The following is a 12,944-nucleotide window of genomic DNA, read 5'->3' as shown; positions in this document are numbered from 1 at the left end:
TTTTATCCAACACAAAGGGAGTACACATGAACAATTACAAATTAATCATCCAATACGATGGTGGGCGTTATAAAGGGTGGCAACGGCTTGGAGATAGCGACAATACAGTGCAAGGTAAGATTGAAAAAGCCATCTCTGTACTGGTCGATCAACCGATTGAAATTATAGGTTCTAGCCGTACCGATGCTGGGGTACATGCACTACATCAAGTCGCACATTTTAAAATTAAAGAAGATTTGCCAGAGTCCAAAATTTTTAACTTTTTGAATCATTATTTACCAGCAGATATCAGCATTACAGAAGTATCTAAAGTCGACGATCGGTTTCATGCACGTTATCATGCGACCAACAAAACGTATATTTATAAAATATGGAATGAAGCGTATAGCCATCCTTTTATGCGGAAGTACAGTATGCATGTTCCCAAAAAGCTAGATATCGCGAAAATGAAAGAGGCTTGTGCTCATTTTCTGGGAGAACATGATTTTGCAGTCTATTCTAATGCCAAGTCGAAGAAAAAAGATACATTACGTACCATCTACACATTAGATGTCGAGGTAGTGGATGGATTTGTACAATTCCGTGTGTCTGGAAATGGATTTCTTTATAATATGGTACGCAAAATGGTTGGTACATTGATCGAAGTGGGATTAGGGGAGAAGCAAGCAGCAGATATTCCTACGATTTTGCTATCCAAAGAAAAGCTACAAACAGGTGGTATGGCAGATGCAGAAGGTCTTTATTTAGAACAGATTCAATTTAAATCTGAATAAGGATAGCGTTCTACCGAAAGTTCTTTGTTTATCAAAGGATGTAGAAATCAGATCATATAACAATAAGGAAGCAGACTTGAAAAGGTCTGCTTTTTTTTGTAGTTTAATACGTAGTTTGCAGTGATAATAATAGTTGTATTTCTTGAAATATTCCCTTACAATTTGTTGAAGTAATTCTGTAATGCGTTAATGTATGTCACAGCGAACACATTAATAAGCATATTATAATCGTTGTACATAATGGGTTAGATCTTAGAAAATCATGTGTAGTATTGAAAAATGTAAAGATGAACACAGTTGAAAGGGAGCGTTCTTTTTGGAAACCAAGCAATTGACTAGAGGTCTCAAAACACGTCATATTGAATTGATTGCCCTTGGAGGAACCATCGGGGTCGGTCTATTTATGGGATCAGCAAGTACGATTCAATGGGCAGGGCCTTCGGTTTTACTCGCCTATTTGGCAGCAGGTGTGATTATGTTATTTGTGATGCGAATGATGGGTGAAATGTTAATCGTTGAACCGGTAACAGGTTCGTTTGCTACTTTTGCTCACAAGTATATCAGTCCACTGGCTGGATTTCTAACAGCTTGGAGTTACTGGTTCTTATGGGTGACTGTCGGGATGGCTGAAGTTACAGCGATCGGAATCTATGTAGGGTACTGGTTCCCTGAGATTCCACAGTGGATTCCAGCATTAGCTGGCGTTGGCATTATTGCGGCGGCTAATTTAGCAGCTGTTAAGTTTTATGGTGAATTTGAATTCTGGTTTGCGATGATTAAAGTGGTTGCGATTAGTGCGATGCTTGTGATCGGCACAGGCATGATCTTTTTTGGACTGGGTAATGGCGGTGTACCGATTGGGTTATCTAATCTGTATGTACATGGCGGATTTTTTGCTGGCGGGTTAAAAGGATTCTTATTCGCCTTATGTATTGTAACAGCGGCATATCAGGGAATCGAGATGATCGGGATTACCGCAGGGGAAGCAGAAAATCCTAAAGTAACATTGAAAAAATCAATTAAAAATATTATCTGGCGGATACTGATTTTCTATGTAGGTGCAATCTTCGTTATTGTCACAATCTATCCTTGGAATGAAGTAGGTACAACAGGAAGCCCATTTGTTTTGACATTTGCCAAAGTAGGTATTGTAGCGGCAGCAGGTATTATTAACTTTGTAGTGCTTACCGCAGCGATGTCTGGTTGTAATAGCGGTATCTATAGTGCAGGTCGTATGCTGTATACACTAGCGCAAAATAAACAAGCGCCACCATTTTTTGCTAAAATTTCGAAAAGCGGTGTACCACGTAACAGTATTATGACAACAATCGCTTTACTGTTGGTAGGCGTTCTGTTCAATTACTTATTTCCAGATTCCAAATTATTTTTGTACATTTATAGTGCCAGTATTTTACCCGGCATGGTTCCGTGGTTAGCCATGGCATTCAGCCAGTTCAAGTTCCGCAAAAAATGGAAAAATGATATCCACGAGCATCCATTTAAATCGTTATTTTTCCCAGTCAGTAATTACATCGTGATTATCTTCTTAACATTGGTGCTGATCGGCATGTGGTTTAACCCGGATACACATAATTCATTAATCGTCGGCATTGTATTTATTGGTATTGTGATCGCTAGTTATTATGTGTTTCGAATTGGGAAGAAATCGGATCAGCGGATAGATTAATCCAATATTACTTTTTATATAATAACGCCTATAAAGATACCATAATGCGAAGCATATTCTTTTTTCTAGCATGTTTAGAAAAAAAGGATATGCTTTTTGTTTGAAGATAAGCTATCACGGTTACATAGAAAAAGAGCTCATTAATTTCCAGAACGACCAATATAAACATCATCTCAGAGGAGGAAATTCAATCATGGCTGACCAATATCAAAAGCAAGATCCAACGACTCAACATCCTAAGGCAAATGAAGACTGGCAACAAAAACAACCAGAACCCGGTTTGCAAAAAGATATGACTCCAATTCCAGATTCTGGAGAAACGAGTTACCGTGGTACAGGTCGCTTAACAGGACGCAAAGCTTTGGTTACAGGAGCAGATAGTGGTATCGGACGCGCAGCAGCAATCGCTTTTGCTCGTGAAGGTGCAGACGTTGTAATTTCTTATCTACCTGAAGAAGAAGCAGATGCTCAAGAAGTCGTGAAATTGATCGAAGAGTCAGGTCAAAAAGCATATGCAATGCCTGGCGATCTTAAAGATGAGCAATACTGTGAACAATTGATCGAAGACACGGTAGCTAAATTAGGCGGAATCGATATTCTAGCTAATGTAGCAGGTAAACAGCAGTTTGTAGAATCGATTGCTGATCTAACCACAGAACAATTTGATGCTACATTCAAAACAAACGTATATTCTCTATTCTGGTTGTGCAAAGCAGCGATCAAGCATATGCAACCAGGTAGTTCAATTATTAATACATCATCGATCCAAGCGTACTCTCCTTCACCAGGATTGCTGGATTATGCAACAACTAAAGGTTCAATCAATGTATTCAGTAAAGCACTGGCACAACAAGTCGGTGAAAAAGGTATCCGTGTCAACGTGGTAGCACCAGGTCCAGTATGGACACCGCTACAAGTGGCAGGCGGACAACCAACAGAAGCATTGAAAGAATTCGGTTCTAACACACCACTTGGACGTGCAGGACAGCCGGTAGAAATGGCTCCAGCGTATGTATTCTTAGCTAGCCAAGAATCTAGCTATGTGAGTGGCGAGACGATCAATGCTAACGGTGGTATGGTTAGTCCATAACTCGTTGACTATACTCATAACTACAACCATATTATAGATACGAAGAGGGGCATATAGCCTCTCTTTTTTTGTTTTGGCATCATAGAATGATATGATAAGAAGTAAAATCCTATATTTTATAGTAGAAAAGAGAATGTCTATGAAAATACAATTCGATGAGCGCACAATTGAATTTAATGTGCAATATAGCAAGCGTACGAAGATAGCGATTCAGCTTGAAACGATTGGGCTTATTACAGTCAAAGCTCCTAATGGAACCCCGGAAGAAGATATTTTGCGGGTGATGGAGCGAAATAAGCAATGGCTGTTGGATAATACAAGTAAGCTAGATCAAGCTAAAGCGAATGCGGTTTCTCAAGCCAAAGAATATGAAGAACAAGGGCAGTTTTTGTATTTAGGGAAAAAGTATTTTTTGCATGAGCTTATTGAGGTTGGCGATGCCAGTGAAGAAGAATTACGCCAGAAGCTGAAAAAGTTTTATTTTACTAGTTGTAAAAAAATTATTCTCGAACGTATTGAAGGCTACCAGAAGCAACTACGGGTAAAGCCAAAAAGTATCGATATCGAAGAATCGACCACCAAATGGGGAAGTTGTCATTCGAGCAAAAAAATCACGTTTAATTACCGCCTTGCTATGGCTCCGATAGAAGTGATCGATTATGTAATTGTGCACGAACTTTGTCATTTACTTCATATGAACCATGATCGTTCTTTCTGGAGAAAATTAGGTAGCATTATGCCAGATTACAAAGAAAAAGAAGAGTATCTAGCAAGACATGGACAGCATATGACACTTTAGTTTGTGAAGTTGAAAAGGGCAAAATTAAACAGTACATTTAAATCAAAGGAGCCGGAACATGATATTACATTCAGAACATTTAACGATTAAACCGCTTGTGAAAGAAGATATAGCTTCATTGCTTGCTTTAGAGGTGAACAATAGAGAATTTTTCAAAGCTTTTGCTGGCACACGTAACGAATTCTTCTATACATACGAAGGTCAAGCTGAACGCGTTCACCGCTTTTTAGAGTCAAGTGAACAAGATACAAGCTATTGTTTTCTTATTTTTCTCAAAGACACAGACACTGTGATCGGCGAAGTGATTTTGTCTGAAGTGGTACGAGGTAATCTACAAAGTGGTTGGATCGGGTACTTTCTCGATCAAACTTACAATGGTAAAGGGTATATGAGTGAAGCAGTAAAAGTTATCGTACAACACGCATTTAGTGAGTTGGGACTACATCGTATCGAAGCAGGTGTGATGCCTCACAATATTGGATCGATCAAAGTATTGTTAAAAGCAGGATTTACTAAAGAAGGCATTGCTCGCAAAAATGTGAAAATTGATGGTGTCTGGCAAGATCATATGACGCTCGCTATTATTGAAGAAGATTTACAAAAATGACTTTAAAGAAATGCTAGATATTTCACGAAATTACCTTAATATTAATTTCAATTTAACATCTCATTTGGATAAAATTAGTATATAATAAAGATAACTACTAATACGATGTTTGGGAGATGTTGAATTTGGAAAAGCTGATGGAAACTTACATAGATCAGGTTTCTAATCAATTTCAAGAGTGTGTGTACAACGTATTGAAGCAACTCCATGAAGTCGTAGGGGTGAATATCGATATTTTGAAAGAGCATAACTCGGAGGAATTGTTAGCAGATATGTTTCGTAGAGGATATTATATCGAGACAGTCACCGATCATTGGAAAGATGAACATCAGACGGTGTATTACCATTTAAAGTGTGAACATGAAATTATATTATCCGGACGAATCATCTGGAGAGTGGAAGGGTATCATACTCATTTTTTAGCGGATTTGGGTAAGAAAGTGGATTGTATCTGGATAAGTATCGATGAATTAGAATTGGAAGAATTGTAAACAGAACAAAGGCAAGCTTGCGGATATATTCACCGTAGCTTGCCTTTGTTGTTGTATTATTTTAAGATGTTTTACCGACTACGCTTGATCCACTCTTCGTGATTTTGTAATTAACAACATCACCATTCCAGAAGTAGAATTTGAGTAGAACTTCGCCATCGTTGGTTTCTTTGAAAAAGTCTGGTGTTAATTTGATCACGTTGGCACTATAATCCGGGCTGAAAGCTGTTGCGAATTCTTTATAAGATGTCCAGTTTTGCGGCCCTGCATTTCCACCACTTGTATACGTAGCTTCCATTGTCGCTAACTGATTACCATTGAAAGTCGTAGGGATAGCAAATGAACTGGTTGTGCCTGTTGTAGCACTCACTTTCGGTGTATCATACGAGATCACATTAAAGTTCCAGTTGGCACCTTTGTTAAATTTAGCTGTTAGTGTAGCATTGACTCCTAATTTACCTGAAGCCAGCAACTTGGTCACTAGACTGGATTTGATAACAAGGGTATCTCCACTGATCGTATAATCGGTACCTTTAACCAGTGTAGTACTACCATTGGAAAGGGAACTGAATGTATTACCATTGAGATTCAATTTCACTGTTTTGTCTTGGATTGCTGCTCCTTTTTTGAAGTACAGCAAGTCTGTCTCAGCAGTAGAAGAACGTCCTGTCCAACCTGCTTTCATCACATTATATAGTTCAGGATCTGACCATTTGTAGGCTGTACGGCTAAAGTGCTGTCCGTTATCCCATAGCATCGTGGTCATGTTTTTTTGACGTACATAGTTAGAAAAGAATTCAAAGAATTTCAGTTTTTCGCCTTGTTCGATAACGCCTGTATTTTTGTCGAAGCCGAGCAATCCGAATTCGCCAATAACGACTGGAATGCCTTTAGCAACAAATGAGTTGTAGACACGATCAAAGGTATCAGTGATATCTTTTTGCGTATCTGCTTCAAATTTCGTATAACCAGCAATATTTACACTGAACGGCCAGAAGCCATAATAGTGAACCGTAGCAATAATGTTAGGATCTTTTAATTTAGCAATCGTCTGGGATAGTGCATCCAGATCTGCTTGTGTTGAAGAAGTAGCTAGAGTAGGAAGAACAATTGCACGTGTTGCATTATTTCCACCGGATGCTCTTACGATTTTGTGGAAAGAGGTATTTAGCTCATCTAGCAATTTGTAAGCTGTAGCAGGATCGGTTGTTCCGCCTTCTGTAAAGCGAGGTTCGTTAATACTTTCAAACATCAACTTACTAGAAGAAGCTTTGAAGCGATCTGCAATCTGTGTCCATACCGCATTGTAACGGGCAAGTACAGCATCATGATCTCGTCCCATATAACTTGTCCATAACCAGGAATCATGATGGATATTGATCATGACATATAGATTCGCATCCAATGCCCAATTCACTACTTCTTGTACACGACTCATGTAAGCAGCATCAATTGTATAGTTAGGTGCACTGCCTGTATGTTGATCCCAGGTTACAGGAATACGAATACTTTTATATCCTTGATTCGCAATCTGTTGAATCAATTCTTTAGTGACACGAGGGTTACCCCATGAAGTCTCATCTGCCCCTGTAGCATCCAGTGAATTCCCTAAATTCCAACCCGGTTGCATCGCACTGACATACGATTGAATACTTGTTGTCGCAGCAGCAGATAAAGATTGTTCTTCATCAGAAGCGGCTGAAGCCATTGAAGAAGAAAATAAAGAAAGGATCATAGCCGCAATCACAGTTAAAGAAAGATACGATTTGGATTTACGTTTCATTAATAAAGTCTCCTTTGTGAAAGTTATGGACAATCTGTAAACGTAATGATCTGTACATCTTGAAAACAAATAAACGTTTCCTTTGACAAACAGTCGTTGCAGGAACAGGTTATATAGGTAGAAGAAATGTTGTAAGCGATACCACCTCCCGCTAAATTAGTAATGAAAGCGTTTTCTAAATTGTAATATAGCATTGATTGTAGAAACAAAATACCATAAAAATTGGTAATAAATTCATGCAAAAATTAGTGATTTTACCTATTTTAGAGCGAAAAATAAGATGCTACAATAGCAAAACTAACTTGCGAATAATGTAAATATAAGGATAAGGAAAGAAAATATGAAGATATGGAGCAGAACACTATTGACATGTGACACTGTGTCACATTATAATTGTTTATGTAATTTTTTACACTTAAAATAATATGATATGAACCAAAATGCTCAATTTGGAGTGAATCCATGCCTACTCAGACTTTTTTTAATTTGCCTAAGGAAAAACGGAAAGTGTTAATCGATGCAGCGTTCAAAGAATTTTCTAGAGCTTCGCTAGCAGATGCTTCTATTGCGAACATTATTAAAGAAGCTTGTATTCCTAGAGGAAGTTTTTATCAATATTTTGAGGATAAAGCAGATATTTTCTTTTATATTTTGGAAGAGTATAACAAGCACAATCGAGAGAAAGTGTTGTTGCTACTTAAAGAAAATGACGGTGATATTTTTATTGCTTTTAATGAATTTTTCAAAATGATGCTAGAACGATTTCAGCATCATGAATATCGCTATTTTGCTCAAAATATCTTTCTGAATATGAGTTATAAAGTAGAACATCGATTAGCACTGAATGTGAATGAACCGGCGGCAAAAGAACGTACCAATGAATTTATCCGCTCGATCAATCGAAGTCGTCTCAACGTAGCTGATGAAAAGGAAGTTCTTCATTTGACTAAAATTATTGTAGCGATCACGATTCAGAATTTTATCCGCTTTTTTGCAAAAGAAGTACCGTTGGATGAAATTATTGGCTACTATGAGTTGGAATTAGATTTATTGAAGCGAGGCTTGAGTATCGACAAATAAGGAATAGAGATGGCTTTTCAAATTAGAAATCATCTTATTCCTTGTCTTTGTGTGCTTGGAGAAGAAGGGCATAATGACTGTAAGATTGACGTTCATAACAAGTATGTTTAAGAGTGCTTGTTGTAACAATAAAAAAAGTTGAACTACAGGGGTGGAGTAAGTGAGAAGGAAGATTGTATTGTCAATTCTCATCGTGTTACTAGTTATTAGCGGTGGCACGTTAGGTTATTATTACTGGTATCAAGGAACTCATTTTGTCAAAACAGAAGATGCTCGTATTTCAGCAACACAATACAAAGTAATGCCACAGATTACAGCTGAACTCAATCATATTGATGTTGAAGAAGGCGATGTACTGAAACAAAACGAACCGATTGCAGAGCAAGATGTATCTGGTCTAGATTCTAGCATGATTAGCAAATCGGTATTACGTGCCCCTATTGATGGCACAGTGCTCAAAATTTATTCCAAAGAACATGAGATTGGTACACCTAGTTCTCCTGTAGCGATTATGGCAGATATGAATGATCTATATGTATCAAGCAATATTGAAGAAACAGATATTAATCGTATTAAACCAGGTCAAGTGGTTGATGTCTCGTTAGATGCAGATGGAGACTACACGATTCAAGGTAAAATTCGCAAAATTGGTGAAGCATCTAACTCGGTCTTTGCTAATATTGCGGCAACCAATACAAGTGGTAACTTTAACAAAGTCACACAACGTATTCCTGTAGAGATTGCTCTGAATGTACCGAAAGACATGAAATTGATTCCTGGAACAAATGTGGTTGTGAAAATTCATACATCGTAAGGAGAGGTTTATGTGGCTGACACTGTTGTTGCCGCCGCTCCTCCCGCAGATTCGCCCAGAGAACGCTGGCTTGCTTTTATCGCAATTATATTAGGAGCTTTTGTCGCTATTTTGAATAACAGTCTGATCAATGTAGCGATTCCTCAGTTGACCACAGATTTAGGATCAACAACGTCACGGATTCAATGGGTGATTACCGGCTATACTCTCGCATCAGGAATAATTGTTCCGATCACGGGATTTATGGAGCAGCGCATTGGTTATAAGAAATTTTTGATCGCTGCACTTAGTGTGTTTACATTAGGAACAGCATTTTGTATTTTTGCATGGAGTGACTCGTCGTTAATCGCTGCACGTATTTTGGCAGGATTAGGTGGTGGTGTAATTATGCCGCTAAGTATGACGATCGTATATAAAATTATGCCACGTGAACAGATCGGTATGGCACTTGGGATCTGGGGCGTAGCTGCAATGGCTGCACCTGCTATTGGTCCAACGCTGAGTGGATATTTGATTGAATGGTTTAACTGGCGTTTCCTATTTATCGTCTGTATTCCTGTAGCACTATTCGCTATTTTGATGGTAATCGTATTGATCAAAGAACCGCCTAAAGGCGCTAGAGTTAAGTTCGACTTAGCTGGATTTTTACTAGCAGCTACTTGTGCAGGAACATTGCTTTACGCACTATCTAGCGGTTCAAGCGATGGTTGGAGTTCTTTCAAAATTGTAGGATTATTTTTCGTCGCTTTCTGGTCATTGGCCTTTTTGATTTTTGTCGAAAGTGGCAAAGACAATCCAGTTATCGATATTTCTTTATTTAAAAATTATAAATTTACGATTAGTGTGATCACTTCAAGTTTTGTCATGATGGGGCTGTATGGAGGAACATTCTTATCTCCATTATTTTTACAAAATATTCAGTCCGTCTCGCCTGTGCATACAGGGATTATCTTATTACCGCAAGCGATCGCTATGGCTGTGATGATGCCGATTGCTGGTAAATTATTTGATAAAATTGGGATTGTACCGATTGCATTATTTGGCTTAACACTAACAAGCTTAATGACATATCATCTACACACACTGACTCCGGATACTTCACATCTATGGCTACAAGTGGTATTGATGTTCCGTGGTATGGGAATCGGGATCTGTATGATGCCTTTATCAACAGTAGGGATGAATGCTGTTGCACCGGAAAAAGTAGGTAAAGCATCGACGGCATCTAATCTAGTCCGTACGATAGCAGGTTCAATGGCAATTGCGATTTTGACGTTCTTAATGCAAAGTCGTACTGCTCTACATTCGCAACAAATCTCAGAATCGATCACACTTGATGGTGCACAATCGCTTCAATCGACATTGGGAAGTTCATGGGCGACCATTACCTCAGGGTTGATTACCCTTGATGCCTATTCTAGAGGGATAGCTGATACTTTCTTAGTATCATCGATTCCGCTATTTTGCTCGATTCCATTTATATTTTTATTTATCAGTCGACGTAAAGGTGTCAAAGCGATCAAAGAATAATCGTATCGATAGATGCTTTCAGATCAGAAAGCTTTTCATCCAATATAGATAGAAAGAAAGGGAACACGAATGAAAAGAACAAAATGGGAATTACCATTAGCAGCATTACTGGTTGGAACCGTTGTGTTATCTGGCTGTTCTTCCAATAGTGCAGCGGCAACAACACAAGCGATGAACGTCACCGTCAAAGTTAGTCAGGCACAAAAAGGGTTGATCGGTAAAGGTGAAATTTATACAGGTACCGTGACACCTTCTGAGACCGTTAATATTATTCCGAAAATGGGTGGCAAAGTGGTATCACTGCCTGTCGATATCGGAACAGAAGTTAAAAAAGGGCAAGTACTTCTCAAACTCGAAGACAATGATCTTCGCAACAATCTAGCAAAAGCGCAAGCAGATGTAGCCGCGGCAGGAGCAGCAGTGAAAACGGCTCAAGATTCTCAACAATCAGGTATGGTCTCTGCCAACTCTGGTGTAGTTAGCTCCAAAAATGGGATCATTTCATCGAAAAGTGCAATCGATCAAGCAACAGGTTCGATCAACCAAGCCAATGGAGCAATCAATCAAGCAACCACAGCGGTAGAGCAAGCCAAAACAGCTGTATCGAGTGCAGCGAACAATATTAAGCAAACGACAGAAACATTATCTGCGGCGCAAAAGACATTAACACGTACCCAATCTTTATTTCAGAATGGATTAGCTACTCAAGCTCAATTGGAACAAGCACAGACTGCTCAAGCAACAGCGCAAACGGCAAATGATAATGCTAAAAATGCACAGGTTAATGCGCAAGAACAATTAAATGCAGCGCAAAAAGCATTAGTTATTGCGAAGAAAAATTTGAGTACGGCTCAAAGTGCGTATCAAAATGCAACCAGCAGTTATGAGAATGCTAACAGTGGTTATAGCAATGCACAGAAACAACTAGAAGTGTCACAAAGCACTTCAGGTATTGAAGCCAGTCAGCAAAAGCAAAAACAAGCTGAATTGAATGTAAATATTGCTCAAGATGCTCTAGATGATGCTGTTGTGACTTCACCGATCAACGGTATTATCGGTACTAAAAATGCAGAAGTGGGCGAAATGGCATCTACATCTTCACCGGCACTTGTTATTGCCAATCTAAGTACAGTGAATACATTGATCTATGTTCCAGCAGATCAAATCAATAACGTTAAAATTGGTGATCCTGTACAAGTACGAGTGACTTCATCCAATATTCTCAAAACAGGTAAAGTGAAAAATATCAGTCCATTGGATGATAGTGGTAAAGGATATCCTGTCAAAATCGCTGTATCCAATGCAGATAATAAGCTTAAATCTGGTATGTTAGCAGATATTAGCTTTGTCGATGCAAGTGCCAAAGAAGGAATTATTGTTCCTTCCAAAGCGATCCAAACGATTGATGGCAAATCGTATGTCTATGTGGTACAAAAAAATATAGCCATTCGTAAGCAAGTGACTTTAGGTAAAGCAACAGGGTCACAAGTATTTATCAATAGTGGTCTAAATGATGGAGATACCGTTATCACAAATAATCTTGCTTTATTAGAAGATAAAAATCCGATCACTGTTTCGCAATAATGAGTTTTGAATAAAAAAGGTTAATTCATTAGAGTGCTGAAGTGAATCTATAAAAGTAGTCTAATAGCGCTTTGAACAGGTATAATTCTGTTTGAAGCGCTATTTCTTTATTATCAGATAATAGATCAGTATAGAATGATATACACTTGAACAGTATAAAGGAGGTACGAACAATGATAGACATTCAAGTATACAATCCCAAGTGGGCAGAACAGTTTGAACAGATTAAACACATTTTAACGAAGCAGTTACAAGAATTAATGCTACATATTGAACATGTCGGTAGTACTTCGATTGTAGGGCAAATAGCCAAGCCTATTTTAGATATCGTCGTCGTAATCCCGAGTAGACAGCAATTGCCAGAGGTTATTACAGCATTGAGTCTATTGGGCTATCACTATCGAGGAGATTTAGGGGTAGAAGGCAGAGAAGCTTTTGGACGAATAGATGATTATGTTCCCTGGCAACCCGATCAACAAGTCTGGATGAATCAACATTTATATGTATGTGCTCAAGATAATCTCGAATTACATAGACACCTTACTTTTCGCAATTATCTTCGTCAGCATCCTGATGAAGTTATCGCTTACGGGCAACTGAAGCAACAGATTATTAAGCAAACAGAAGACCGTGAACAATACACAATACTCAAGACTGATTTTGTAGAAGGAATTTTAGCTAAAGCGAATCGATCATCATTTTGAAT

Annotated in this window: 12 protein-coding genes; 11 read left to right on the top strand and 1 reads right to left on the bottom strand. The window is 38.4% G+C overall.

The features are described 5' to 3' along the window. Nucleotides 1-26: 26 nt before the first annotated feature. From truA to RCP16_RS15290, 6 genes are all read left to right on the top strand, one after another. Nucleotides 27-773: a tRNA pseudouridine(38-40) synthase TruA gene (truA, locus tag RCP16_RS15315; RefSeq protein WP_069326845.1), complete on the top strand. Its 747-nt coding sequence runs from the start codon at nt 27-29 to the stop codon at nt 771-773. 316 nt (nt 774-1,089) lie between these two features. Continuing rightward, the gene (locus RCP16_RS15310; protein WP_069326844.1) at nt 1,090-2,460 is read left to right on the top strand and encodes an amino acid permease; all 1,371 of its coding nucleotides are present in this window, start codon (nt 1,090-1,092) and stop codon (nt 2,458-2,460) included. A gap of 193 nt (nt 2,461-2,653) precedes the next feature. Beyond that, complete coding sequence (locus RCP16_RS15305) at nt 2,654-3,550, top strand: SDR family oxidoreductase (protein ID WP_069326843.1); 897 nt, start codon at nt 2,654-2,656, stop codon at nt 3,548-3,550. 139 nt (nt 3,551-3,689) lie between these two features. Continuing rightward, on the top strand, nt 3,690-4,349 hold the full coding sequence (locus RCP16_RS15300; RefSeq protein WP_308640714.1) for a M48 family metallopeptidase: 660 nt from the start codon (nt 3,690-3,692) through the stop codon (nt 4,347-4,349). A gap of 58 nt (nt 4,350-4,407) precedes the next feature. Continuing rightward, entirely contained in the window at nt 4,408-4,956 is a 549-nt protein-coding gene (locus tag RCP16_RS15295) for a GNAT family N-acetyltransferase (RefSeq protein WP_308640713.1), read from the top strand. 137 nt (nt 4,957-5,093) lie between these two features. After that, nucleotides 5,094-5,447 (top strand): hypothetical protein, encoded by a 354-nt coding sequence (locus tag RCP16_RS15290; protein WP_308640712.1) that lies wholly within the window; start codon nt 5,094-5,096, stop codon nt 5,445-5,447. Nucleotides 5,448-5,508: 61 nt separating this feature from the next. Here the strand turns inward: RCP16_RS15290 and RCP16_RS15285 are convergent, their stop codons facing one another. Then, entirely contained in the window at nt 5,509-7,230 is a 1,722-nt protein-coding gene (locus tag RCP16_RS15285; protein ID WP_308640711.1) for a cellulase family glycosylhydrolase, read from the bottom strand. A gap of 462 nt (nt 7,231-7,692) precedes the next feature. Here RCP16_RS15285 and RCP16_RS15280 point away from each other — a divergent pair, with 462 nt between their 5' ends. The 5 genes from RCP16_RS15280 to RCP16_RS15260 all read left to right on the top strand — a co-directional run bounded on the left by RCP16_RS15280 (nt 7,693) and on the right by RCP16_RS15260 (nt 12,942). Then, nucleotides 7,693-8,310, top strand: a complete 618-nt coding sequence (locus RCP16_RS15280) for a TetR/AcrR family transcriptional regulator (RefSeq protein WP_069326838.1) — start codon at nt 7,693-7,695, stop codon at nt 8,308-8,310. 160 nt (nt 8,311-8,470) lie between these two features. Further along, a complete protein-coding gene (locus RCP16_RS15275; protein WP_069326837.1) occupies nt 8,471-9,124 on the top strand; it encodes an HlyD family secretion protein in 654 nt (217 codons plus the stop codon). 12 nt (nt 9,125-9,136) lie between these two features. Continuing rightward, nucleotides 9,137-10,654: a DHA2 family efflux MFS transporter permease subunit gene (locus tag RCP16_RS15270; protein ID WP_308640710.1), complete on the top strand. Its 1,518-nt coding sequence runs from the start codon at nt 9,137-9,139 to the stop codon at nt 10,652-10,654. Nucleotides 10,655-10,723: 69 nt separating this feature from the next. Next, complete coding sequence (locus tag RCP16_RS15265; protein WP_273593232.1) at nt 10,724-12,238, top strand: efflux RND transporter periplasmic adaptor subunit; 1,515 nt, start codon at nt 10,724-10,726, stop codon at nt 12,236-12,238. Between the two features lie 173 nt (nt 12,239-12,411). After that, nucleotides 12,412-12,942: a GrpB family protein gene (locus RCP16_RS15260; protein ID WP_137221376.1), complete on the top strand. Its 531-nt coding sequence runs from the start codon at nt 12,412-12,414 to the stop codon at nt 12,940-12,942. Nucleotides 12,943-12,944 lie beyond the last annotated feature (2 nt).

Source organism: Paenibacillus nuruki (assembly GCF_963311185.1).
GTDB lineage: Bacteria > Bacillota > Bacilli > Paenibacillales > Paenibacillaceae > Saccharibacillus > Saccharibacillus nuruki.
The sequence above is the reverse complement of the archived record's forward strand: the minus strand, read 5'-3'. Positions and strand labels throughout refer to the sequence as shown.